Annotated in this window: 23 protein-coding genes, 1 tRNA gene and 1 pseudogene; 14 read left to right on the forward strand and 11 right to left on the reverse strand. The window is 66.0% G+C overall.

What is annotated here, in order from left to right:
• The 3 genes from OXU50_02200 to OXU50_02210 form a co-directional block, all read left to right on the forward strand.
• On the forward strand, positions 1 to 741 hold a 741-nt coding region (locus OXU50_02200; protein ID MDD9868696.1), incomplete at its 5' end, for a glycosyltransferase.
• 64 nt (positions 742 to 805) lie between these two features.
• Positions 806 to 1474 carry a hypothetical protein gene (locus OXU50_02205; GenBank protein ID MDD9868697.1) on the forward strand — a complete coding sequence of 223 codons (669 nt, stop codon included), beginning with the start codon at positions 806 to 808 and terminating at the stop codon, positions 1472 to 1474.
• 1 nt (position 1475) lies between these two features.
• On the forward strand, positions 1476 to 1853 hold the full coding sequence (locus OXU50_02210; GenBank protein ID MDD9868698.1) for a hypothetical protein: 378 nt from the start codon (positions 1476 to 1478) through the stop codon (positions 1851 to 1853).
• A 13-nt stretch (positions 1854 to 1866) separates the two neighbouring features.
• On the opposite strand, the gene hemJ is transcribed toward OXU50_02210, so the two are convergent.
• Positions 1867 to 2301 carry a protoporphyrinogen oxidase HemJ gene (gene hemJ / locus OXU50_02215; GenBank protein MDD9868699.1) on the reverse strand — a complete coding sequence of 145 codons (435 nt, stop codon included), beginning with the start codon at positions 2299 to 2301 and terminating at the stop codon, positions 1867 to 1869.
• Positions 2302 to 2421: 120 nt separating this feature from the next.
• On the opposite strand from hemJ, the gene argC reads away from it, so the two are divergent.
• The 3 genes from argC (at position 2422) to erpA (ending at position 4726) form a co-directional block, all read left to right on the forward strand.
• Positions 2422 to 3456 (forward strand): N-acetyl-gamma-glutamyl-phosphate reductase, encoded by a 1035-nt coding sequence (gene argC, locus OXU50_02220; protein ID MDD9868700.1) that lies wholly within the window; start codon positions 2422 to 2424, stop codon positions 3454 to 3456.
• A 2-nt stretch (positions 3457 to 3458) separates the two neighbouring features.
• Positions 3459 to 4319 carry a hypothetical protein gene (locus OXU50_02225; GenBank protein MDD9868701.1) on the forward strand — a complete coding sequence of 287 codons (861 nt, stop codon included), beginning with the start codon at positions 3459 to 3461 and terminating at the stop codon, positions 4317 to 4319.
• A 65-nt stretch (positions 4320 to 4384) separates the two neighbouring features.
• Positions 4385 to 4726 (forward strand): iron-sulfur cluster insertion protein ErpA, encoded by a 342-nt coding sequence (gene erpA, locus OXU50_02230; GenBank protein MDD9868702.1) that lies wholly within the window; start codon positions 4385 to 4387, stop codon positions 4724 to 4726.
• Between the two features lie 4 nt (positions 4727 to 4730).
• On the opposite strand, the gene OXU50_02235 is transcribed toward erpA, so the two are convergent.
• The gene (locus tag OXU50_02235) at positions 4731 to 5840 is read right to left on the reverse strand and encodes an anhydro-N-acetylmuramic acid kinase (GenBank protein ID MDD9868703.1); all 1110 of its coding nucleotides are present in this window, start codon (positions 5838 to 5840) and stop codon (positions 4731 to 4733) included.
• Positions 5841 to 5843: 3 nt separating this feature from the next.
• Positions 5844 to 7283, reverse strand: a complete 1440-nt coding sequence (locus tag OXU50_02240; protein ID MDD9868704.1) for a peptidoglycan DD-metalloendopeptidase family protein — start codon at positions 7281 to 7283, stop codon at positions 5844 to 5846.
• A gap of 96 nt (positions 7284 to 7379) precedes the next feature.
• Between OXU50_02240 and tyrS the strand changes: the two genes are divergently transcribed.
• The gene (tyrS, locus tag OXU50_02245; protein ID MDD9868705.1) at positions 7380 to 8588 is read left to right on the forward strand and encodes a tyrosine--tRNA ligase; all 1209 of its coding nucleotides are present in this window, start codon (positions 7380 to 7382) and stop codon (positions 8586 to 8588) included.
• Here tyrS and coaE read toward each other — a convergent pair.
• The 5 genes and pseudogenes from coaE to OXU50_02270 form a co-directional block, all read right to left on the reverse strand.
• Positions 8561 to 9193: a dephospho-CoA kinase gene (gene coaE, locus OXU50_02250; GenBank protein MDD9868706.1), complete on the reverse strand. Its 633-nt coding sequence runs from the start codon at positions 9191 to 9193 to the stop codon at positions 8561 to 8563. The genes tyrS and coaE overlap by 28 nt on opposite strands.
• Entirely contained in the window at positions 9190 to 10047 is an 858-nt protein-coding gene (locus OXU50_02255; GenBank protein ID MDD9868707.1) for an A24 family peptidase, read from the reverse strand. Before OXU50_02255 ends, coaE begins: the two co-directional genes overlap by 4 nt.
• 6 nt (positions 10048 to 10053) lie before the next feature.
• Positions 10054 to 11247: a type II secretion system F family protein gene (locus tag OXU50_02260; GenBank protein MDD9868708.1), complete on the reverse strand. Its 1194-nt coding sequence runs from the start codon at positions 11245 to 11247 to the stop codon at positions 10054 to 10056.
• A 3-nt stretch (positions 11248 to 11250) separates the two neighbouring features.
• Positions 11251 to 11616 (reverse strand): pilin, encoded by a 366-nt coding sequence (locus OXU50_02265; protein MDD9868709.1) that lies wholly within the window; start codon positions 11614 to 11616, stop codon positions 11251 to 11253.
• Positions 11590 to 11736, reverse strand: a pseudogene (locus tag OXU50_02270) (prepilin-type N-terminal cleavage/methylation domain-containing protein). Before OXU50_02270 ends, OXU50_02265 begins: the two are co-directional and overlap by 27 nt.
• Before the next feature lie 92 nt (positions 11737 to 11828).
• Here OXU50_02270 and OXU50_02275 point away from each other — a divergent pair.
• Positions 11829 to 13475, forward strand: a complete 1647-nt coding sequence (locus OXU50_02275; GenBank protein MDD9868710.1) for an NAD+ synthase — start codon at positions 11829 to 11831, stop codon at positions 13473 to 13475.
• Between the two features lie 93 nt (positions 13476 to 13568).
• Here the strand turns inward: OXU50_02275 and OXU50_02280 are convergent, their stop codons facing one another.
• Complete coding sequence (locus OXU50_02280; GenBank protein ID MDD9868711.1) at positions 13569 to 14417, reverse strand: outer membrane protein assembly factor BamD; 849 nt, start codon at positions 14415 to 14417, stop codon at positions 13569 to 13571.
• Positions 14418 to 14527: 110 nt separating this feature from the next.
• Between OXU50_02280 and OXU50_02285 the strand changes: the two genes are divergently transcribed.
• The 4 genes from OXU50_02285 to OXU50_02300 all read left to right on the forward strand — a co-directional run bounded on the left by OXU50_02285 (position 14528) and on the right by OXU50_02300 (position 22092).
• On the forward strand, positions 14528 to 15553 hold the full coding sequence (locus tag OXU50_02285) for an RluA family pseudouridine synthase (protein MDD9868712.1): 1026 nt from the start codon (positions 14528 to 14530) through the stop codon (positions 15551 to 15553).
• Positions 15546 to 16313: a peptidoglycan editing factor PgeF gene (gene pgeF / locus OXU50_02290; protein ID MDD9868713.1), complete on the forward strand. Its 768-nt coding sequence runs from the start codon at positions 15546 to 15548 to the stop codon at positions 16311 to 16313. Before OXU50_02285 ends, pgeF begins: the two co-directional genes overlap by 8 nt.
• 93 nt (positions 16314 to 16406) lie before the next feature.
• On the forward strand, positions 16407 to 18995 hold the full coding sequence (gene clpB / locus OXU50_02295; protein ID MDD9868714.1) for an ATP-dependent chaperone ClpB: 2589 nt from the start codon (positions 16407 to 16409) through the stop codon (positions 18993 to 18995).
• Positions 18979 to 22092, forward strand: coding sequence for a DUF4135 domain-containing protein (locus tag OXU50_02300; protein MDD9868715.1), 3114 nt, complete (start codon positions 18979 to 18981; stop codon positions 22090 to 22092). The genes clpB and OXU50_02300 overlap by 17 nt, the downstream gene beginning before the upstream one ends.
• Positions 22093 to 22138: 46 nt before the next feature.
• Here the strand turns inward: OXU50_02300 and OXU50_02305 are convergent, their stop codons facing one another.
• Complete coding sequence (locus tag OXU50_02305) at positions 22139 to 22669, reverse strand: helix-turn-helix domain-containing protein (GenBank protein ID MDD9868716.1); 531 nt, start codon at positions 22667 to 22669, stop codon at positions 22139 to 22141.
• Positions 22670 to 22762: 93 nt separating this feature from the next.
• Here OXU50_02305 and OXU50_02310 point away from each other — a divergent pair, with 93 nt between their 5' ends.
• Both OXU50_02310 and OXU50_02315 read left to right on the forward strand, forming a co-directional pair.
• A complete protein-coding gene (locus OXU50_02310; GenBank protein MDD9868717.1) occupies positions 22763 to 23065 on the forward strand; it encodes a type II toxin-antitoxin system Phd/YefM family antitoxin in 303 nt (100 codons plus the stop codon).
• Positions 23066 to 23068: 3 nt separating this feature from the next.
• The gene (locus OXU50_02315) at positions 23069 to 23479 is read left to right on the forward strand and encodes a type II toxin-antitoxin system VapC family toxin (protein ID MDD9868718.1); all 411 of its coding nucleotides are present in this window, start codon (positions 23069 to 23071) and stop codon (positions 23477 to 23479) included.
• A gap of 215 nt (positions 23480 to 23694) precedes the next feature.
• Here OXU50_02315 and OXU50_02320 read toward each other — a convergent pair.
• Positions 23695 to 23787: transfer RNA gene (locus tag OXU50_02320), tRNA-Ser, on the reverse strand.
• Positions 23788 to 23928 lie beyond the last annotated feature (141 nt).

Genomic DNA, 23928 nt, shown 5'->3' on the forward strand with positions numbered 1-23928 from the left:
GGTGAGAGGCAGCGCCGCCATGCGGAAGTTGTATTCTCCGACGCGGACGCCGTTGCCACCGTCTCAAAAGGGATTACGGACAACCTGGTGCGCCAGATGAGCGTTCCGCGTGAAAAAATCACGGTCGTTTACAACCCGGTGGTGACGCCTGCAATACAGCGCCTCGCGGCGCAAACGCCGGACCATCCGTGGCTGCAACCCGGTTGCCCGCCTGTGGTGCTCGCCGTTGGCCGCCTGCATCCGGTAAAGGACTTTCCGACACTGCTTCGCGCGTTCGCCCGCCTTGAAAATCATGCCGGGCTGCGCCTTGTCATCCTCGGTGAGGGCGGGGAACGCGCGGCGCTTGAAAACCTGGCCGCCGAACTCGGCATTGCCGAACGGGTGAGTTTGCCCGGCTGGAAACGCAACCCTTTCGCGCTGATGCGCCGGGCGCGGCTTTTCGTCGTGTCTTCACGCGCCGAGAGTTTGTGCAATGTCCTGATTGAGGCGATGGCCTGCGGTTGTCCGGTCATCAGCACCGTCGGCGGGAATATGAACGGGCCGCAGGAGATACTGGAAAACGGCAAATGGGGCGGGTTGGCCCCGGTCGGTGACGACGGGGCGCTGGCGGCGGCGATGAACAAGGCGCTGCAAACCGTGCCCGACCGCGAGGCGCTGCAACGGCGGGCGGCATTCTTTTCGGCGGAGCGGGTGGCGAAGGAAGTTGAAAAGGTGCTGGTCGGCGCCCGCCGCGAACAATGACGATGCGGCGTGCGGCGAAGCCGGTGGCCGGTGCCGTGGCGCATGGCCGCGCGGTGTTTGCGGCATGAAAGCGTGGCTGGCGGGGCGGCGCGCGAAAAGGCCGGTTGGCGAGATTCCGCCGCCGCCGCTGCCGGACGGCATCGAGATCACCGGCTACATCGCCGAGGGTTCGCGCTCCCATGTCTATGAGGGCCGCCACCGCGGCGAGCACGCCGTTATCAAGGTGTACAAGCCGTACTACATCGGCAAATACCGCAGGCGCTACCGGGTCAACATCGCGCAATTTGAGTACGAGCGCAACCGGGCCTTTTATTCAATCGCGGCGCTGAGCCGCCATGTCTCGGTTCCGCTGGCGTGGGCGCCCGGCGACGGCGGCGGGCAGGCCGCCTTTCTGGTGCAGCGTTTCGTCAACCGGCTGACGGTGTTTGAGGCGCTGCAAGACCCGGACAGCGGCGTCTCGCTGAAGGAGATGGCCGGCTTCGTCGAGTTCATCATCGGCGAGGCCGCGCGCCACGGCCTGCACGACATTGACCTCCACGCGAAAAACACCGTGGTGGCGAGGGATGAACACGGCTGGTGGCCGGTCATCGTTGATTTCAACCGGATGCCGCAATACCTGCACCCGCCCGGCCTGTGGATGGCCGCCGCCTTCCGCCTCGGCCTGCGCGACAAGGCGCACCGCGACCGCCGCAATTTGCGGGCGTGGCGCAACCTGCTTGACAAGGGGGAGTAGAATGAAACCCGCGATGAAAGAAGAGAGGAAAGGCGAAGAAACCGGGCGCGACAATGTGGACTGGGAAGTCTGCCAGTACCAGAACGAGCAACTCCACGAACTGTCCCTGAAATGCCGCAAGGACAAGCACTACCGCCGCCGCATCAAGGCGAAGAAGGGCGCCGACGACCTGCTGAAGTCGCTGGGCGTGGCGCTGCCGGAGGGGATAGACGCGAGGTTTGTCGTCAACACCAACAAAACCTGGTATTTCGTCCTGCCGCAAAGGCCGAACCTGAAAGGGCGCGACGAGCAGGAACTGGGCCGCGATGTCCCCGGCGTCGTCAATGTGGCGAGTTTTGCCGGCACCGTGGCGTCGTTTTACGGCTGCATCCGCAGTTAGCCCCCGCGCGGCCTCAGCGCGACACCGGCCCGAGCACCGCCAGCAGCACAATGCCGATCAGCGCCGCGACCGGCGCCTCGTTGAACCAGCGATACCAGACATGGCTGTGCCGGTTGGCGCCGCGCCGGAAGGCCGCCAGCAGCAAGCCGCACCAGACATGGTAGATGCCCAGCAGCGCGACCAGCGCCAGTTTGGCGTGCATCCAGCCGGCGGCGGCGTAGGGCCGGGGGCTGGTCAGATACGCGCCGATGCCGAACAGCACCGTCAGCACGGCGCCGGGCGTCATGATGCCGACGAACAGTTTTCGCTCCATCACCTTGAAGCGCTCGATGCCGGCGCCGTCCGTGGCCGATGCGTGATAGACGAACAGCCGCGGCAGGTAGAACAGGCCGGCGAACCAGGTCACCATGAAGACCAGGTGCAGCGCCTTGAACCAGTAAAATGCCATTGTGAAGTTGCCGTTGAAAAGGAATGAACCGGGCCCGATGATACCAGCGCCGCCGCGTTCGCGCCAGCGCCGCGCGCGGGCGGTTTTGCCGGCGGGCGTCCAGCGCATACACTATCGGTCATGATACGCGCGGCAGTCATCGGCGGCGCCGGCTACACCGGCCTGGAATTGGTGCGCCTGTTGCTCGGCCACCCGCAAGTGGAACTTGCACAGGTGGTCTCGCGCAGCCGCGCCGGGGAGCCGCTCGCGCCGGAATTCCCGGCGATGCGCGACAAGACCGCGCTGTGCTACCGCGCCGCCCTCGACGGCGCCGACGCCGACGGGCTGGATGTCGTCTTCTTCGCGACGCCGAACGGCGTGGCGATGAAGCAGGCCGAACAGTGGCTGTCGTCCGGCGTGCGCGTGATTGACCTGGCCTCCGACTTCCGCCTGTCCGACGCCGCCGAATGGCGGCGCTGGCACGGTGAGGAGCACGCCTGCCCCGGCCTGCTGGCGCAGGCGGTGTACGGGCTGCCGGAACTGAACCGCGACCAAATCCGCGGCGCGCGCCTGGTCGCCAACCCCGGCTGCTACCCGACCTCGGTCATCCTCGGCCTCAAGCCTGCGCTGGAGGCGGGCGCCGCCGATGTGTCGTGCCTGATTGCCGACGCCAAATCCGGCGTCAGCGGCGCCGGGCGGCGCGCGCAAACCGGCCTGCTGCTGGGCGAATGCGGCGAGAACTTCAAGGCCTACAAGGCGTCACGCCACCGCCACTGGCCCGAAATCAGCGAGCAACTCGGGCGCATCGCCGATGCCCCGGTGGGGCTCAGCTTCACGCCGCACCTGCTGCCGGTGTCGCGCGGCATTCATTCAACGCTGTACTTCCGCACCGCGCTCGACCAGCCCGCGCTGCAAGCGTGCTTTGAGCAGGCCTGGGCCGGCGAGCCTTTCGTCGAGACGCTGCCCGCCGGCAGCCATCCGGAAACGCGCTGGGTGCGCGGCAGCAATGTCTGCCTGATGGCGGTGCACCGCCCGCAGACAGCCGATGTCGCCAAGGTGCTGGTCGTCATTGACAACCTGGTCAAGGGCGCCGCCGGGCAGGCGGTGCAGAACATGAACCTGATGTTCAACTTCGATGAAACCGCCGGTCTGCGCGGCTGGTTTCCGACCTTCTGACGATGGCGCCGAACCGCCCCCGCGCCGCACAGGGCCGCCCGGCGCGGTGGACGCGCCCCGCCGACTGGCCGCCCGGTTTTTTCGTCTGGCTGGCGTTTCGCATGCGCCTGCTGCGGCTGTACCTCGGCGGGCGCTCCTTTGTGAAGATGTTCGCGGCGGTTTTTGTGGTGCTGTCGTGGTCGGCGGCGTTTTACCTGCTGGGCTACACCGTTGAACACGACCGCTTCAACGCCGCCTTCGGCGAACTGGCGCAAATCGAGGGCTTTGACGACACGCTGGACGAGCAAAGCACTGCGCTGAAACTGGTCGCGGTCAGAACCCGCGCCAACCTGCTGCGCGAGACCGCGCAGCAGATGCGAAACGAGTTGTACCAGAAAGAGCGCGACCTCGCCGAGATGAAGGAACAACTCTATTTCTACCGCCGGGTCATCGCGCCGGAGGATTTGCAGCAGGGCGTCGCGATTCTGTCGGCGCACCTGGAGAAGCCGGCGACGGACGGGCGCTTCCCGTTTGAACTGGTGCTGCGCCAGGGCGCGCGCAAGGACAAGATGGCGAAGGGCAGCATCCGCCTGCGCGTGGCCGGCACGTTGGACGGCGCCGGCAGGCAGTTGCCGATGGACGATTTCTACGAGGGCGAGCGGCGGTTCGCGTTCAAGTATTTCCAGCGCATCAAGGGGCGGATTTCGCTGCCGGAGCACTTTGTGCCGGCGAGCGTCGAGGTGAAGGTCAGCGCCGACAAGGCCGACCCGGTGGTCCGGATGTTCCGCTGGGGGCGCCTGCTGAGCGCGGCGGAGCCGCCCCTCAATCCCCCCGCCGGGTCGTCCCTTGAGCCGGTCGGGAGTTTGCCGGAGTCGCCGCCCTGAAGCGCCCCGGCGCACGCGCGCACATGCTATAATGTCCGTTGCAATGCAAGCAAAGGAGCAAACCGATGGCTGAAATGCAATCCCTGATCTTCACCGAGGCCGCCGCGGCCAAGGTCAAGTCGCTGATTGACGAGGAGAACAACGACAACCTCAAGTTGCGCGTGTTCGTCTCGGGCGGCGGCTGCGCCGGTTTTCAATACGGCTTCACTTTTGATGAGAACATCCAGGAAGGCGACACCCGGGTCGAGAAAGGCGGCGTTATGCTGCTCGTTGACCCGATGAGCCACCAGTACCTGATGGGCGCGGAGATTGACTACACTGAAGGGCTGGAAGGCGCCCAGTTTGTCATTCGCAATCCGAACGCGACGACGACCTGCGGCTGCGGCTCTTCTTTCTCCCCCGCCTGAAACCTCACCCCTCTTGCCCCGCGCCTTGCGGCGGCGGGCGATAGACGGCGCCGAGCAGCGCCGCCTGGCGCGCGCCGGTGGCCGCCGGAATCACGCCGCTGGCGCGCGCGAGGCGCTGTCTGGCGAGCCACGCGAACGCCAGCGCCTCGACCCGGTCGGGCGGCACGCCCTCGGCTTCGGTGCTGCACACGCGAATGCCAATCAGCGCGCTGAGTCGTTGCATCAGATGGCGGTTGCGCACGCCGCCGCCGCACACCAGCAGCGTTTCGGCGGCGGCGGCGTGGCGCCGCACCGCGTCGGTGATGGTGGCCGCCGTCAGTTCGGCCAGCGTCGCCTGCACTGCGGCGGGGTCGGCGCCGTCCTCCAGATACTCCTCAAGCCAGCCGACGGGAAACTGGCTGGTGCAGAAACTCTTCGGCGGCGGCGCCGAAAAGGGCGGGTGGTCGAGCAGTCGCGCCAGCAGGTCGCGGTCGGGCGACGCGCCGGCGGCCCAGCGGCCTTCGTCGTCAAAAGGCTGTTGCCGGTGGCGCATCGTCCAGGCGTCCATCAGGCAGTTGCCGGGGCCGGTGTCGAAGCCGGCGACCTCGCCGCCGCCGAGGACGGTCAGGTTTGCGATGCCGCCGATGTTGACGATCGCCGCGCGCTCAATGTGCCCGAACAACTCCCTGTGAAAGGCCGGCGTCAGCGGCGCGCCCTGGCCGCCGAGCGCGATGTCGGCGCGCCGGAAATCGGCGACCGTGGTCAGGCCGGTTCTGGCGGCGACGATGTTGGGGTCGCCGATTTGCACGGAGTAGGGGCAGTCGTCGTCCGGGCGGTGCAGCAGGGTCTGCCCGTGCAGGCCGACGGCTTCAATGGCGCCGGCGGCAAGGCTTTGGTCTTCAATCAGGCCGAGCACGGCGTCGGCGAACAGATGGCCGAGTTCGCAGTCAAGCCGCGCCAGTTCCGACAGCGGCGCGTGCCCGCTTTGCAGGTTCGTGATGCGCTGCGCGACGGCCCGATCAATCGGGCGGCTGGCAAAGGCGATCAGCGTGGCGCCGCCGTCAAAGTCCACCGCCGCGACATCCACCGAGTCCAGACTGGTGCCGGACAGCGCCCCCAGATAAATCGCCGGCATCGCTCAGGGCCGCTGGCCCGGCCCGCCGTCGGCCTTGTCCGCCGCCTCGCCGAGCGAGGCGACATATGCCTGGTTGATCAGGTTGAGTTTGGCGAAGGTGCCGCGCGTCGTCTCGCGGAAGTGCGGCCTCTTTGATTTCGGCAGCGGCCTTGAGTTGGGCAGTTTGACCGTCAGCGGGTTCTTGTGGACGCCGCCGACGCGGAATTCATAGTGCAGGTGCGGGCCGGTTGAAAGCCCGGTCGAGCCGACATAGCCGATGACCTGCTTCTGCTTCACATACGAACCCACGCGCTGGCCGCGGCCATAACGCGACAGGTGCGCGTAGAGCGTGCTGTAACCGCGGTCGTGGCGGAGGATGACGGTTTTGCCGTAGCCGCCCTTTCTGCCGCGGTGGATGATCTTGCCGTCGCCGGTCGCGCGCACCGGCGTGCCGCGTTTTGCCGCGTAGTCCACGCCCCGGTGCGCGCGCACCTTGTTCAGCACCGGATGCAGGCGCCGCGCGCTGAAATGCGAACTGACGCGGGTGAACTCCAGCGGGTTGCGGAGAAAAGGCTTTCTGACGCGGCGCCCGTTTTCCATGTAGTAATCGGTCTTGCCGGCGGCGTCGGTGTAGCGGGCGAGGCGGTAGGTTTTCTTGCGGTTCAGAAACTCGACGGCGGTGATGTGGTTGTCCTTCCATTTCTCGCCGTCAACATAACTTTCCTCGTAGAGCACGGTGAAGCGGTCGCCGCCGCGGATGTCATAGACGAAGTCAATGTCCCAGCCGAGCAACTCGCCCATCTCGACGATGATTTTGTCCGAAAGCCCGGCCTTCTTGCCCGCCAGATACAGCGAATCGGCGATGACGCCGGACGCAAAAACTTCCCTTTTTTCAACGGGTAACAGGTGCTTTTCAAGCGCGTAACCGCCGCCGTCGCGCGCCGAGACGACGATGTGCTCCACCCGCGATGGCCGGTACACCAGTTGCGCCATCTCGCCGTCGCTGATCCCGAGTTCAAGCGGTCGCCCGGGGCGAAGATTGGCCAGCAGTTTTCTGTCTTTCTTTTTCAGCGCCAGCAGGTGCCGCATGGTTTTGTGCAGATCAAAGCGGTCGAGAATGCCGGAAAGGGTGTCGCCCGGCTGAACGGTGTAATGACGGACTTGCACATGGTCGGCGGGCGCGTCCGGCGCCGGCGCGGCGGCGGATGGTTCTTCGACTTCAATGTAGGCAATTTCGGTCGGCGTTTGACGCGGCTGTTCCGCCGCCGCCTGCGCTGTTTGTGCTGTCTGCGCCGTCTGTTCCGGCTGCGCGGCCTGCGCCGTCTGCGGCAGTTGTTCGGTGCGGGCGGAGAGGACGAAGACGACGACGCCGCTCAGCAACGCCGCGCTGATGAGAAGGCGCAGGCGCCGCTTGCGGGCGGTATCATCGCGCCGCCGGGCGCCCCGGATGTCGTGTCGCGTCATTGGTGGATGGCGGAAAAACAAAAAACAGTTTGAAATTACAAGCGGGTAAAGATACTCTCAGTTCCTGAATTGTCAATAACCGATGTTGTTTTTGTGATGAAATCCGCAATGAAGACCGATGCCGCCGAACTGCTGAGGGGCGCGGTGGATGTGCTGCTGCCGGACGAACTGCGGCAGCGCCTGGACGCGGGCGCGCCGCTGGTGGTCAAGGCCGGTTTCGACCCGACGGCGCCCGACCTGCACCTCGGCCACACCGTCCTGATCAACAAACTGCGCGAATTCCAGCGCCAGGGGCACGCCGTCAAATTCGTCATCGGCGACTTCACCGGCATGATCGGCGACCCCAGCGGCCGCAGCAAGATGCGCCCGCCGCTGACGCGCGAGCAGGTCATTGAAAACGCCGCGACCTATTCGGCGCAGATTGAGCGGATTCTCGACCGCGACGCCACCGAGATTTGTTTCAACTCAAAATGGCTGGAGAAGTTGCCGGCGAAATCCGTCGTTGAACTGGCCTCGCAGCACACCGTCGCCCGCATGCTCGAGCGCGACGACTTCAGCAAGCGTTACGCCGGCGGCCAGCCCATCGGCATCCACGAGTTTCTGTACCCGCTGTTGCAGGGCTACGACTCGGTCGCGCTGAACGCCGATGTTGAACTCGGCGGCGTGGACCAGAAATTCAACCTGCTGCTCGGCAGGGAACTGCAGAAAAACCACGGCCAGGCGCCGCAGGTGGTGATGACGATGCCGCTGCTTGAGGGGCTGGACGGCGTGCGCAAGATGTCGAAGTCGCTCGACAACACCATCGGCGTCACCGAGCCGGCGGGCGAGATGTTCGGCAAACTGATGTCGCTGTCGGACGAGTTGATGTGGCGCTATTTCACGCTGTTGAGTTTCCGCTCATCGGCGCAGATCGAGGCGCTGAAGCGGCAGGTCGCGGACGGGCGCAATCCGCGCGATGTCAAGTTTGAACTGGCGCGCGAGATCGTCGCCCGCTTTCACGACGCCGGCGCGGCGGAGCGGGCGCACGCCGGTTTCATCGAGCGTTTCAGCAAACACGCGATTCCCGGCGACATCGAGGTGCGCGATGTGTGCATCGAGGGCGACAGCCTGCCGCTGCCGCAACTGATGAAGAAGTCGTCGCTGACCGGCTCGTCGTCGGAGGCGCTGCGGATGATCAAACAGGGCGCGGTTCGGATAGACGGCGAGAAGGTCGGCGACTGCGGTCTTGAAATCAAGGCCGGCAGCGACCATGTCTATCAGATAGGCCGCCGCCGTTTTCAGCGTATCCGCCTGATCAAGTCCTGACCGCGCCGCGCGCTGTTTTCCAGCAGTTTGCGGTGCAGTCGCGCAATCTTGCGCCGCAGTTGCTCCCTGTCGCCGCGGTTGTCAATGACGATGTCCGCGGCCCGCAGCCTTTCCTCGGCGCCGGCCTGGGCCGCGATGATGCGCTTCGCCTGCGCCGCGTCGCCGCCGTCGCGCGCGACAATGCGCCGCACCCGCGTTTCTTCGTCGCAGTCAATGACGACGACGACATCGGCGAGGTCGCTCATGCCGGCCTCAATCAAAAGCGGCGCGGTGATGATGCAGCAGGCGTTGTCCGCGGCCAGCGCAAGCACGCGCTTTTCGGTCTCGCGCCTGACGCGGGGATGGAGTATCGCGTTCAGCCGCCGCCGCGCGTCGTCGTCGCTGAAGATTATCTCGCGCAGCCGGGCGCGGTCGAGCGCGCCGTCGCCGCCGATGATGCCGGCGCCGAAGGCGGCGGCGATTTCATCGAGTTCCGGGCGCCCCGGCGCGGTCAGTTCGCGCGCGATTTCATCGGCATCCACGACCGGCGCGCCGAGCGAGCGGAACACCGCGTTCGCCTCGCTCTTGCCGCAGCCGATGCCGCCGCTCAATCCAATCCGTATCACGGCCATTCCCCGCCGCCGAGCAGCACTCGCAGCGGGTCTCTGAGCGTCTCGCCGAACAGCAGGCAGACCCACCCGGCCAGCGCCAGGTACGGGCCGAACGGTATCCGCGTCGTGCGTTTCCAGCGCCCGGCGGCGATCATCGCAAGGCTCGCCGCAAGCCCGGTGACCGACGCCAGCAGCACGATGCCGGGCAGCGCCTGCCAGCCGAACCAGGCGCCGAGCGCGGCCAGCAGTTTCATGTCGCCGCCGCCCAGCCCCTGTTGCTTCCTGACGGCGGCGTAGCACTGGTTCATCGCGGCGAACGAAAGGTATCCGCCAATCGCGCCCAACACCGCCGACGCGGCGTCGGTGAACAATCCGAAACTGTTGACGGCAAGGCCCAGCCACAGCAGCGGCAGCGTGATTGCATCCGGCAGCAGGCCGTCGCGCAGGTCAATCGCGACCAGCGCAATCAGGCAGGCGCTGAGCGCGGCGCCCGCCGCGAACGCCGGCGGCGCCTGGTGCACCGCCAGCACGCCGACCAGCGCCAGCGCCGTCGCCAGTTCGACAACCGGGTAGCGCGGGCTGATGGGCGCGCGGCACCACGCGCAGCGCCCCCTCAGCGCGAGGTAACTCAGCAGCGGGATGTTGTGCCAAGCCTTCAATGGCCGCCGGCAGGCGGGGCAGTGCGAGGCGGGCGACGCCAGCGACAGCGCGTCTTCCCCGTCGTCCTCATCGCCGCCGTCGGCGCCGCGGCCTGCGTCGCGCCGCGCGAGCATCTTCGGCAGCCGGACAATCACCACATTCAGGAAACTGCCGAGCACCAGGCCGGCGATGAAAGCGGCGGCCTGCCATTGCCAGGGAATGTCGGGCATACCGGATTATAGTGCAAATCCCAGGTTGAAAATCGGCAGGTACATCGTCGCGATGATCCAGCCGACGATGCCGGCGATCAGCAGAATCAGACACGGCTCGGTCAGTTGAATCACGCGGTCGGCTTTGGCGGCGATTTGCTCGTCGTAATACGCGGCGATTTGCCGGAACGATTCGTCGAGATGCCCGCTGTCCTCGCCGATGCGAACGACCTGCTCGAAGAAGCGGTCGAAGAAGGCGGCGCGCCGGATGGCGTCGGAAAACCCCGCGCCTTCCTCAAGGCGCGCCGAAATGCCGTCGAGCACCTCGCGAAAGACCGCGTCGGGCGACGAGTCGGACAGCCATTCCATCGCCGTCGCCAGCGGCACGCCGGCGCCGTAGGCGGGGCCGACGACGGTGGCGAACAGGCGGCACCAGTACGCCTTCCTGAGCGCGCCCGCCAGCGGCAGGTGCAGCACCAGCCTGCCGGTTGCGCGGCGAAACCAGTGCGCGTTGCGGTGCAGCAGCAGCGCGGCGGCGGCCAGCGCGGCCAGCAGCGCGGCGGCGCGCGGGCCGTGTTCGGAAAGGTGCGAGAACAGGCGCAGCGTCCGCCGCGTGTAGTCCGGCAACTCGCCGCCGAAACCGGCGTAGAAAGACTCAAACTGCGGTATCACCGTCAGCAGCAGCACGCCGACGACGACGGCGGACGCGGCCAGCACCGTCGCCGGATAGACGACGGCGCGCTTCAGTTTCTGCCGTATCTTCTCGTGCTTCTCGCGCTGCGCCGCCAGTTCCGCCGCCAGCGGCGCGAGGCGCCCGCTGCTCTCGCCGGCTTGCAGGATGTGGACGATGAAGCGGTGGCGCGGGTGCAGGTGCGGCGCAAGGCTTTGCGCGAGGCCGCCGCCGGCCTCGATGTCCTGCCACACCAGCGTCAGCGTCCGCCGCAGGCGCGGCTTCGCCTGCCGCCGCAGCAGATTGAAGACATCGCCGACCGGCAGCGACGCGCGCAGCAGCGTCGCCAGTTGCCGCAGCACCACCGTCACATCGCGCCCGCCGAGACGCCGCGCCGGCCTACCGCAGTTTGCCTCGACCAGGATAACGCCTTGCACAGCAAGGGATTGCTCCAGATCGCCTTTGTCGCGCGCCGCGCGCTGCCCCGACACGGCTTCGCCGCCGGACGACAAGCCGCGCCACCGGAACCACTTTTTCCGTGGTGTGGTCATTGGTCAGCGACATTGTGACGGCAGGTATTTGGAGGCGAGTTTGTCACTGGCATTCTCCGCGTCCTCGTCAGGCCCACATTTCCACTTGACGATGTTATTTCTTATGGTTGCTTTCAGCTGCAAAACCTTGCTTCCGGCAGTACCTCCGATATCACTGTTCAAAGTTAGTTTGAGAAGGCCAGCGGTAGGGTCACCGTCTTCTGGTTTACTTTCATAGTCAATGTCGGACACATAATCACTCGTCAGTGTCTCATCAATGCCGGCTGCTGCCGCATCCTTCGGCAATTTCGCCTCCGTAATGTAATACTCCCCAATCAGCACCTTCATCGAGGCCGCGACATTCAGCGCGTCCGCGATTTTCGCGCGCACGGTATAATCCTGGTACGCCGGCACCGCCAGCGACAACAAAATACCGACAATGGCGATTGCAATCATCAATTCAATCAGCGTAAAGCCGCCTGTTTTCCCGCTTGTTTTCAGTTTTCTCATGACAATACCTCCTGTTTCTGGTTGTCGCCGCCATCCTCGCCCGCGGCGGGGCTTTGCGGCGGCCACAGCCGACGAGCGGTAGCAAATGGCCGATGAATGACCAAAAACCGGCTCCGCCGCCCCCGCTGAGGGTTGCGCTGGCGCAGCAGAACTTCGTCGTCGGCGACCTGCGCGGCAACGCCGAACGCATCGTGCGCCTCGCGCGCGAGGCGCGCACGAACGGCGCGCGGCTGATTGTCTTTTCCGAGTTGTCGCTGACGGGCTATTCGCCGGAGGATTTGCTGCTGCGCGACGACTTCATCGCCGCCGCCGCCGACGCGGTGGAGGAAGTCGCGCGCGCCGCCGCCGGCATTGACCTCATCGTCGGCGCGCCGGTGCGCGAGCACGGCCATCTGTTCAACGCCGCGCTGCACCTGTCGGACGGGCGCGTCGCGCACCGCTGCCGCAAGCGCAGTTTGCCGAACTACGAAGTGTTCGACGAGAAGCGCTACTTCAGCGCCGGGCCGGACGAGGCCTGCGTGTTCCGGGTGGACGGCGTTGCGCTCGGGCTGACGGTGTGCGAGGACATCTGGCAGCCGCACGCCGCCGCCGACGCGGCGCGCGCCGGCGCCGATTGCCTGGTCAATCTCAGCGCCTCTCCGTTTGATGTCGCCAAGCAGGCGCGGCGCGACGAGACGCTGCGCGCGCGCATCGGCGAGACCGGCCTGCCGGTGATTTATGTCAACCAGGTCGGCGGCCAGGACGACCTGGTGTTTGACGGCGATTCAAGGGTGTTCAACCGCGCCGGGCGCTGCGTGTTTCGCGCGCCGCCGTTCGAGGAGGGTGTCTGGTGTTGCGACATCGGCGCCGACGCCGCCGCTTGCGACGAGACGCCGCCGCAGGTGGCGCCGGTCGAGATCATCCGGCGCGCGCTGTCAACGGGGCTGCGCGATTATGTGGAAAAGCACGCTTTCGCCGGCGTCGTCGTCGGCCTGTCGGGCGGCATTGACTCGGCGCTGGTGCTGATACTGGCGGTCGAGGCGCTCGGCGCCGCGCGCGTCAAGGCGGTGATGATGCCCTCGGAATACACATCGGCGCAAAGCATTGAAGACGCGCGCCTGATTGCGCGCAACGCCGGCGTCGAGTTGCTTGAGGTGCCGATCACCAATGTCTTCGAGACGATGCTGGCGGAACTGGCGCCGGTGTTCAAGGGCCGGCAACGCGATGTCACCGAGGAGAACCTTCAGGCGCGCATTCGCGGCAGTCTGCTGATGTCCATTTCCAACAAACTCGGCCTGATGGTCGTGGCGACCTCCAACAAGAGCGAACTGGCGGTCGGCTACTCGACGCTGTACGGCGACACCGTCGGCGGCTACGCGCCGCTGAAGGATTTGTTCAAGAACCGCGTCTATCAACTGGCCGCCCACTGCAACCGCGAACGCGAGCGGATTCCGCGCAGCATCATCGAACGCGCGCCGACGGCGGAACTGGCGCCGGGGCAACTGGACACCGACAGCCTGCCGCCGTACCCGGTGCTGGACGCGATACTCGAGCAACTGATTGAGCACGACGCCACCGCCGCCGGCCTGGCCGGGCGCGGTTTCGACGCCGCGACGGTGCGCCGCGTGCAGCGGATGGTCGTCGCCAGCGAATACAAAAGACGCCAGTCGGCGCCCGGCCCGAAAATCACGCCGCGCGCGTTCGGCAGGGACCGCCGCTATCCGGTCACCTGCCGTTTCGGCGGCGATTCGCGTGAATGAAGAGACTGAAGAACAGGCGGCGCCGGCGGCGCTTTCAGGTTCGGTTTGCCGAAGGCAACCCGCGAGCGGCGCGGGGCGCCGAACGGCGGGGCGTCAGTGGCGCGCTTTCAGGTTCAGTTTGTCGAGGAGGCTGTCGGCGAGGCGGTTCAGCGCGGCCATCCAGCCGCGCCGCCCCTCGCGCGCGAGCGCGCCGACCGGCTTCATGTCGGCGTCGAGATAGTCGGGGTAGTTGTGCATCAGCACCTTGATGGTGTCGTCGGCGAGGTCGTCGGCGCCGAGCCGCCGGTAGGCGTCCGCCATCAGGTAGAGGCCGTCGGGCGTGTTCTGCGCGCCGTCGTACTGCTCCAGCATGTATTTGATGCGGTTGACCGCCGCCACATAGCTGCCCTGGCGCAGGTAGAACCCGGCGACGCGCATCTCGTAAATCGCCAGCAGGTTGCGCAGCACGACCAGGTGCGCGCCGGCGCTGTCGCGGTAGGTGCTTTCCGGGAAATTCTCGTGCAGGTGCCTGAACGCCATGAAAGACTCCATCAGCGGGCGCGGGTCTTTCGTCGTGCGGTCGCGCGGCACAATCTTGTTCAGCAGGTTGCGCCCGTAATTGAACCAGGCCAGCCCTTTCAGGTAATAGGCGTAGTCCAGGTTCGGGTGGTTCGGGTTGTTCTTGATGAAACGTTCGGTCATCACCGTCGCCGTCTCGCTGTCTTCAATCTTGTAGTGCGCGTAGGCGTTCTCCAGCAGCGCCGCCTGCGAGTGGCGGCTGAACGGGAAGGTGGTCTCGAGTTTCCGGTAGTTCTCTATCGCGGCGCTGTAATAGCCGCTTTGCAAACTGGTCTTGGCGGTCTGGTACAGCGCCTCGGCCTGCACCTCCTCATCCGGTTTGGGATCGAATACCGAGCAGCCGGCCAGCGCCGCAAAGTACACGGACAGAAGGGCGGCCAGCAAATAATGCCTTGGGTGATGTGTGGGGTGATGTCGGGGCATTCCGGTTCGTCGTTGTGGGTAAGCCGCCGGCGGCGCGCCGACGGAATCCCGCCAATTATAGCGCGAACGAAGTGAACGCGAAGGTGGACGAGGTGAACGGCGAGGTGCTGCGGGCCGTCATCGGCGCCGCGCAGTCCGGCGCGCGCCTTGACCGCGCGCTGGCCGGGCTGTTTTCCGGTTATTCGCGCAGTTTCCTGCAGGAATGCATCCGGCAGGGGCGCGTGCTGGTGGACGGCAGCGTGCCGAAGGCGCGCGACATCGTGTCCGGCGGCGAGCACATCGCTTTCAGGCCGCCTCCGGCGCCGACGGACGCCGTCGCCGCCGAGCCGTTGCCGCTCGCCGTCATTTACGAGGACGACGACCTGCTGGTCATTGACAAACCGCCCGGCCAGGTTGTGCACCCCGCCGCCGGGCACCGCGGCGGCACCGTGCTGAACGCGCTGCTGCACCGCTGTCCGCAACTCGCGGCGCTGCCGCGCGGCGGCATTGTGCACCGCCTGGACAAGGGAACCAGCGGCCTGATGGCCGTCGCCAAGACGCACCTCGCGCACCAGTCGCTGGTGTCGCAGTTGCAGGCGCGGACGGTGAAACGCCGTTATCTCGCGCTGGTGTGCGGGCGCCCCGTCGCCGGCGGTGAAGTCGCGGCGCCGGTTGGCCGCCATCCGCGCGACCGCAAGCGCATGGCCGTGCGCGACGGCGGCAGGGCGGCGGTGACCCGCTACCGCATCGCCCGCCGCTTCGCCGCGCACACGCTGCTGGATGTGGAACTGGAAACCGGGCGCACGCATCAGATACGGGTTCATCTGGCGCACGTCAACTACCCGGTCTTCGGCGACCCGGTGTATGGCGGGCGTTTTCGCCCGGTCGCCGGCGCGCCGCCGCAGGCGCAGGACGAACTGCGCGCCTTCGCGCGCCAGGCGCTGCACGCCGCCGAACTGTCGCTGCTGCATCCGGCCACGCACAAGACCTGCCACTGGCGCGCCGAACCGCCCGATGATTTGCGCCGCCTGCTGGCGTTGCTTGAGCGCATTGAAGAGCCTGTGGAAGAGTGCATCGAAGGGCGCATCGAAGGGCGCATTGAAACCGGCGATGGATGAAATACGCAACGGCTTCGTCCGCCCCGGCTGGAGCGCGCCTTCGCGCGTCGGCGCATGCATGACAACGCGCGAGGGCGGTTGCAGCGCGCCGCCGTTTGACAGTCTGAACCTCTCGGCAAATGTTGGTGACGACGCCGACTGCGTCGCACAAAACCGCCGCCGCCTGCGTGAACGCCTGCATCTGCCCGCCGAACCGCTGTGGCTTGAACAGCAGCACGGCGCGTGCGTCGTCGTCGCCGAACAGGTCGCCGGACAACCGCCGCCGCACCGTGCCGATGCCGCCGTGTCGTTTGAGGCCGGGCAGGTTTGTGTGGTAACCGTTGCCGACTGCCTGCCGGTGCTGTTTTGCGACCGCGGTGCGCGCTGCGTCGGCGCCGCCCACGCCGGCTGGCGCGGTCTGGCCGATGGTGTGCTGGAGGCGACGGTCGCCGCGCTCGGTTGTCCGCCGGCGGAACTGCTTGCCTGGCTGGGGCCGGCCATCGGGCCGCATGCGTTTCAGGTCGGTGACGAGGTGCGCGAGCGCTTTGTGCGACAGGACGAAGACTGCGCGCTCGCGTTTTTGCCGGACAACACCGGCGCCTGGATGGCCGATTTGTGCCAGTTGGCAAGACTGCGGTTGCGGCGGCTGGGCGTCGCCGAAATCACCGGCGGCCATCATTGCACCTGGCACGATGAACGGCATTTTTTCTCGCACCGCCGCGACCGCCGCAGCGGACGCATGGCCGCGCTGATCTGGCTTCGGCACGGCGGCGGCGCTTGAAGAGCGCTTGAAAGGCGGCTTGAAAGGCGTTTGCAAGACGCTTGAAAAGAGCCGTTCGCACCCGCATATTTTCTTCATGAAACGGAGATTTTGATGCGTACCGACAAACTGACAACCCGCTTTCAGACGGCATTGCAGGAAGCGCAGTCGCGCGCGCTCGCCAACGACCACCAGTTCATCGAGCCGCTGCATCTGCTGGCGGCGCTGCTTGAGGACGGCGGCGGCTCGGCGGCGCATCTGCTGCAATTGTGCGGCGTGGATGTGGCGGCGGTGCGCCAGCGCATTGAGCGCGAAATCGGGCGCCTGCCGCGGGTCGAGGGCGCCGCCGGCGAGATGCATGTGTCGAAAGACCTGCTGCAGTTGCTGAACATCTGCGAGAAACTCGCGTTGGAGCGCGGCGACGCCTACATCGCGTCCGAACTGTTTTTGCAGGCGCTGATGGGCAGCGACGACCGCGCCGGCGTCATCCTGCGCGAGGCCGGCGCCGACGAAGCCGCGCTGAAACAGGCGCTTGACCATTTGCGCGGCGGCGAGCCGGTGGATGACGCCGGCGCCGAAGACCAGCGCCAGGCGCTGGAGCGCTACACCGTGGACATGACCGAAATGGCGGCGCAGGGCAAACTCGACCCGGTCATCGGGCGCGACGACGAAATCCGCCGCGTCGTCCAGGTGTTGCAGCGCAGGACCAAGAACAACCCGGTGCTGATCGGCGAACCCGGCGTCGGCAAGACCGCCATCGCCGAGGGGCTGGCGCAGCGCATCGTCAACCGCGAGGTGCCCGAGGGCCTTGTCGGCAAGCGTCTGCTGAACCTCGACATGGGGCTGCTGATCGCCGGCGCCAAGTACCGCGGCGAGTTTGAGGAAAGGCTGAAGGCGGTGCTGAACGAACTGAAAAAGGAGGCCGGGCGCGTCATCCTGTTCATTGACGAAATTCACACGATGGTCGGCGCCGGCAAGACCGAAGGCTCGATGGACGCCGGCAACATGCTGAAGCCGGCGCTGGCGCGCGGCGAACTGCACTGCCTCGGCGCGACGACGATGAACGAATACCGCCTCTATGTCGAAAAGGACGCGGCGCTTGAACGCCGTTTCCAGAAGGTGCTGGTGGACGAGCCGGGCATTGAGGACACCGTCGCCATTCTGCGCGGCCTGAAGGAGCGCTACGAGGTGCACCACGGCGTTGAAATCACCGACCCGGCCATCATCGCCGCGACGCGGCTGTCGCACCGCTACATCAGCGACCGGCAACTGCCGGACAAGGCGATAGACCTGATTGACGAGGCCGCGTCGGGCATCCGCATGGAGATTGACTCCAAGCCGGAGAAGATGGACCGCCTCGACCGCCGCCTGATTCAGTTGAAGATCGAGCGCGAGGCGCTGAAGAAGGAAAGCGACGAGGAATCGCGCAAGCGCCTCGACGACCTGGCGGCGGAAGTCGGCAAACTCGAGAAGGAGTACGCCGACCTCGAGGAAATCTGGAAGAGCGAGAAGGCGATGATGCAGGGCGCGACGCAGGTCAAGGAGGAACTGGAAAAGGCGCGCATTGAATTCGAGGCGGCGCGCCGCGACGGCGACCTGACGCGCATGTCCGAGTTGCAGTACGGGCGCATTCCCGAACTTGAGAAGCGCCTCGCCGCGGCGCCCGCCGCCGGCGGCGAGGGCGAGACGAGTTTGCTGCGCAGCCGCGTCACCGAGCGCGAGGTGGCCGATGTCGTGTCGCGCTGGACCGGCATACCGGTCAGCCGCATGCTGTGCGGCGAGAAGGAGAAACTGCTGGTCATGGAGCAAGAACTCGGGCGCCGCGTCATCTCGCAGCGCGAGGCCATCGCCGCCGTGTCCGAGGCGATACGCCGCGCCCGCACCGGCCTCGCCGACCCCGGCCACCCGAACGGCTCGTTCATGTTCCTCGGCCCGACCGGCGTCGGCAAGACCGAGTTGTGCAAGGCGCTGGCGGCGTTTCTGTTCGACAGCGAGCAGGCGATGGTGCGCGTGGACATGTCGGAGTTCATGGAAAAACATTCGGTGGCGCGCCTGATCGGGGCGCCGCCGGGCTATGTCGGCTACGAGCAGGGCGGCTATCTGACCGAGGCCGTGCGGCGCAGGCCGTATTGCGTGATTCTGCTCGACGAAATCGAGAAGGCGCACCCGGAGGTTTTCAATGTGCTGCTGCAAGTGCTGGACGACGGACGCCTGACCGACGGCCAGGGGCGCACCGTGGACTTCAGGAACAGCGTCGTCGTCATGACATCCAACCTCGGCAGCGACCTGATTCAGCACAAGGCCGGCGCCCCTTATGAAGAGATACGCGCGGAGGTGCTGGAGATTGTGCGCCGCCATTTCCGCCCCGAGTTTCTGAACCGGGTGGATGAAATCCTGGTGTTTCATGCGCTCGATGAGAAGGACATCGAGCAAATCTGCGCGATACAGATTGACCTGCTCGGCAAGCGGCTGGAAGACAACGGCTATGCGCTGGAGGCGGGCGAGGATGTCGTCCGCTGGCTCGCGCACCGCGGCTACGACCCGGTGTACGGCGCGAGGCCGCTGAAACGTATAATACGCAACGAACTGGAGAATGCGCTGTCGGAGAGTTTGTTGCGGGGGGATTTTCAGCCCGGGCAGACCATCACGGCGGCCATCAACGAAGACCGCCTGATTGTGCAGCCTGTTGAAGACCGAAGATGACCTGATCTTGCAGTGGGCGGCGCGCGCCGCCGCGCCGCAGGAGCGAACCGGTTGCGCCGGTTTCAGGCCGCGCCGCCGGCAAACGCCCGCCGTTGTCGAGGACCGGCGCAAATGCTGGATTGAGGCCGCCACCGGCGGCGACGCCGGACAATTCCGCGAATTGCTCGCCAGGCGCGGCATGGACGAGCGCCAATGGCTCGCCGGCCTGCAAGACTTTGAAGTCGCCGACGCGAATGCGCTGCCGCAGTGGGCCGATGATTTGAGGGCGCACTTCGCGCGCGCCGGCGACAACCCGCCGGATTCGCGCGCCGGCGGTTTCTCGTTCTGGAGCGACGCGGCGCGGCGCGATGTGGATGCGGCGCTGCGCGAGCACGGCCTTGACTCCCTTTTTCGCGACGAAGCCCGCGACGGTTTCATTGACTATCTGGTCAGCCGCCTGGCGTCCGTCAACAACCAGGCCTGGACGCATTTGCTGAGCCAATCCGCGCGCGCCGGCCACGCCGGCGACCATTCCGCCGACCACGCCGGCGACGGCAGACCCTTGCGCGAGGCGTGGATTTATTGCTTCAACCGCTACCCGGTGCTGGCGAAACTGTGCGCGGTGCTGTACCGCGACTGGCTGACCGGCTGCCGCGAATTGATCGCGCGCCTGGCCGAAGACCGCGAGTTGATTGTGCGGTCGTTCTTCAACGGCGGCGACCCGGGCGCCGTCGTCAAGGTGCGCTGCGGCGCCGGCGACCCGCACGACAACAGCCGCTCGGTCGCGCTGCTGACATTCGAGCGCGGCGCCCTCGTGTACAAACCCAAGCAACTGCGACTGACGGCGGCGCTCAACCGCCTGCTGCACGACCTGTCGCAAATGTCGGACGACGGCATCGCGCTGACTTCGCCATTGTTTGTTGACCGCGGCGCCTACGGATGGGAGGCGTTCGCGGCCCCGCACCCGTGCCGCAATCTGCGCGAGGTCGCGGTGTTCTACAGCCGGCTGGGCGCGTGGCTGCAACTGCTGGAGGTGCTGAGCGGCATTGACTACTGGTTTGACAACCTGCTCGCCTGCGGCGCGTCGCCGGTCTTTATTGACCACGAACTGGTCACGCAGCCGCCGCTGACGGACTCGCCCATCCTGGCGGCCTTCGGGAATTTCCGCAGCCGCTATATGAGGCTCGCGCTGACCGGCATTCTGCCGTTCCTGATGCCGGGCCACGCGCGGCGGGAAATGACCGACATCAGTTGCGTCGCGCCGCCGGGCTGGCACCGCTCGCCGCTGCGCCGCGCCACGCGGGCGGGCGCGGACGGGCGGACGCAGGCGGACGCCGACGAGGACGGCCCGCACAACACGCGCATCAGCGCCGAAGGCTTTCTTGAATGGAAAGAGGAACGCCATGCGGTGCGCTGCGATGGCCGTTTTCACGATGTGTCCGGCTACATGGAATCGTTCGTCGGCGGCTACGCCGGCATGGGGAAACTGTTGTGCACGCCGCCGGCGCGCGAGGCGTTCGAGCGGTTTTTCGGGCGGATACGCGACGCGCGCCTGCGCCGCATTCTGCTCGACACCTGGAGTTGCTACCAGACGACGGACTACCTGACGGCGCCGCAAATGCTCGGCGACGGCGTGCGCTATGAAATCGGCCTTGAAACCCTGTGGAGCAGTTTTCCGGCGCGCGAGACGGCGTTGGTCGAGAACGCCATCCATGACTTTCGCCATTGCGATGTGCCTTTCTTCTGGGCCGCGCCGGGCAGCCGCGACCTGCACGGATTGTCGGGCGAACCGGCGCGGGATTACTTTGATGTGGACGCCGTGTCGCACGCGCGCGAGAACCTGCACGCGCTGGACGAGGACGCCATCAGCGACGGCTGCGACGCCGTGTACAGCCTGTTTTCAGTCCGCCCCGACCATCCCCGCCGCCGCATCGCGTGGCCCGCGCGCGGCGCGCAGCCGCCTGCCGGCGGCTGGCTGGACGCCGCCGTCGCCATCGGCGACCGGTTGATTGCCGCGGCGGAAACGGAAACGCAGGACGGGAACCCCGACCGGCGCGCGGCAACCGGTTTCAACGGTGGTCGCATCCACAACGACGCGGAAACGCGGGACGGGAACCTTGATTGGCACGGAATCACCTGGTGGCCGTTTTACGGCGCCCGTGGTTTCACTCTGGTCGGGCGAGACCTGGCCGGCATCGGCGGCATCGGCGTGTATCTTGCGCGCCTGTATCAGGCGACCGACGAGTTGCGTTTCGCCGACCATGCCGAGCGGATACTGCACGGCCTGCGCGACACGGAGGATGTCACCTACATCGGCGGCGCGGTTCACGGCCCGGCGTCGCGGCTGATTGCGGCGCTTCATATCAGCGAGGCGCTGGGCGTTGCGGTCGAGACCGACTGGATGGAGGAGGCGGTGCGCCGCCCGCCGGACTGGTCAGTGAAGAATTTCCCGGTCGGCAACCTGCTGGATTATTCCGCCGGTCTGTCGGGGCTGCTGTGCGCGCTGGGCTTTGTGAATGCGCGCGTTGAAAACGCCGCCTTTGCACGCGCCCGTGCGCGCGAGATTGCCGGCGAGTTGCGCGGCGTGCTCCCGCCCGATTTGCCTGTGCAACTGGCCGCGTTCAGCGACCCGGAACCGGCGTTGCTGCCGGGCGTTTGGCGGGCCGGGCAACTGGCCTGTTCGCTGTGGCCCGACCTGACCGGCGACATCGCCGCTCACTTCCGGCGCCGCGCGGCGCCGCAACGGACGGGCGACCTGATGGCCGAATTGCTGCTGGCGCAGCGCTTCGGCGAGTCCGCCGGTTTCGACCCGCTCGCAAGCGCGATGGAGTTTGTGAACACACCGCAAACCACGACATCCGGCTGTCTCGCGCAGTTGTGGGTCGCGCTGTCGGCCTGCATCGCCGAACCCGCGGCGATGGAGAAGGCGCTGGAAACCGGGTCGCTGCTGTTCGCCGTCTTCAATCGCGAAGGCCGCTGGTTCGCCGACGAGTGGGCCGGCGACGCGCATCTGCCGACGGCGCTGGACGGCCTGTCGTCACTCGGCCTGGCGCTGCTGGCGCTGCACGGCTCGGCGCCGGTGCTGCCGCCGTGGCTGGTGGATTGCGGATTGCGGTAGTTTTTGCGGCAGTCCGCAAGAGTTTGCGCCCGGCGCGGCGCGGAATTCAGGAGACGGCGCGCCAGATGTGATGGTACGACATGAACACAGGTTGTCCATGCAAGTTGTTGAAATGGCGCCAGATGTAATTGGGCCGCGAATGGCGGCCATCGGGCATTTCGGCCAGCAGCCGGCCTATCGTGCTTTCGCTGGGGCAGGGCAGGTAATAGCGGTTACAGAAGTGGGTCAGTTGCGTGTGAATTCTGCTCTTGCCGAGGTACGGCTGCGTCTGCTTCAAATGATAAATCCGGTCAATCACCTCGACCGGCCATTCAAACCCCTGCCGCTTGCTCTTCGGCGTCGTCGGTTTCGGCGTCAGCCCCTGAACGCGCTTGCCCGGCGTTTGGCGCAGTTTCGCCTTCCACCGGTACAAGGTGCGCTGGCTTACCCCGAAATGCTCCCGCGTCTTGCGCAGGCCGTGTTTCTGCCAGTAGTAGAGGATGTAGATGCGCTGGCGCACCACCTCATGACTAGCCGGCCACTCCCACGCATAGAGGCTGGTCAAATCCGATGTCAGCAATGTTTCCCGTGTTTTCATAATCCACCATGGCTGCGGGTTATAAAGACCTTTATTCTATCACAGCAGGGCAATAGCGGCATCGTTGCAATCTTGTGTATAATGTACATAACCATGAGCATTTGGAAAGAAATGACAATCAGCAGGCACTCCATCGCGGAAGTCCGCCGCGACTTCCCGAGGCTGGTGCGCGAAGCCGAAAACGGCAGGCCGGTGGAACTGACCCGTCACGGCAAACCGGTCGCGGTGCTGATTGGCCGCCGGAGTCTGGAGCGGATTGCCTCCGACTACCGCAGATTCACGGAAGCATACAAGGACTTCACGAACAAAACCGATCTCGCCGAACTCGCGCTTGACCCGGATGAGTTGTTCGCAAATGTGCGCGACAAGACACCGGGGCGCGATGTCCGGCTGTGATTCGTGAGATACCTGCTGGATACCAACATCATCTCGGAACCGCTGCGGCCCAGGCCGGCGCCCGGGATTATGCGCCGGTTGCGCGAGCACGAGGAAGACATCGCGATTGCGGCTCCGGTCTGGCACGAGTTGCGGTTTGGCTGCCTGCGGCTGACCCGGTCAACGCGCAAACAGGCGGTTGAACGCTACCTTGAAGAGGTGGTGCTGGCCAGTTTCCCGGTGCTTGAATACGACCGCGCCGCCGCAGACTGGCATGCGGGCGAACGCGCACGGCTGACAGCCGCAGGCGGCACACCGCCCTTTGTTGACGGGCAAATCGCGGCGATTGCCTTTGTCAACAAGATGACGCTGGTTACAGCCAACACGCGCGACTTTCAGGGCTTTCAGGGGCTGAAGGTACAAAACTGGGCGTGAGTCCGGCGCGCCCAGGCACGGGCACGGGAGGTCAGGCCATGCGTTGACACGGTCGCAACGACGACAGCAGCATCAGCGCGGCCAGCGGTGACAGGGTTTGCGCGGTTATTTTTTCCTGTGCGAACAGTTCGGTGGCTTCGCCCTTTCTCATCTCAGGCGAATGGGAAAATGTCTTCTTTATTCATGGTCATTCCCTGCTGCCGCCCGTTGTAAAATGGCGGAGAGAGAGGGATTCGAACCCTCGATGCGGGGAATACCCGCATACACGCTTTCCAGGCGTGCGCCTTCAACCACTCGGCCATCTCTCCGTGGAGGTGTTCATCGCGGCGGAGCCGGACGACTCTCTCAAAGCCGGGCGCGGCGGGCGGCCCGGTTGTCGTTTGCCTTGCCATGATACAGTGCCAATGATACAAGAGAAATCCATGAACGGAACGCGCTTGAAGATGGGC

This window comes from Gammaproteobacteria bacterium (assembly GCA_028817225.1).
Lineage (GTDB): Bacteria > Pseudomonadota > Gammaproteobacteria > Poriferisulfidales > Oxydemutatoraceae > Oxydemutator.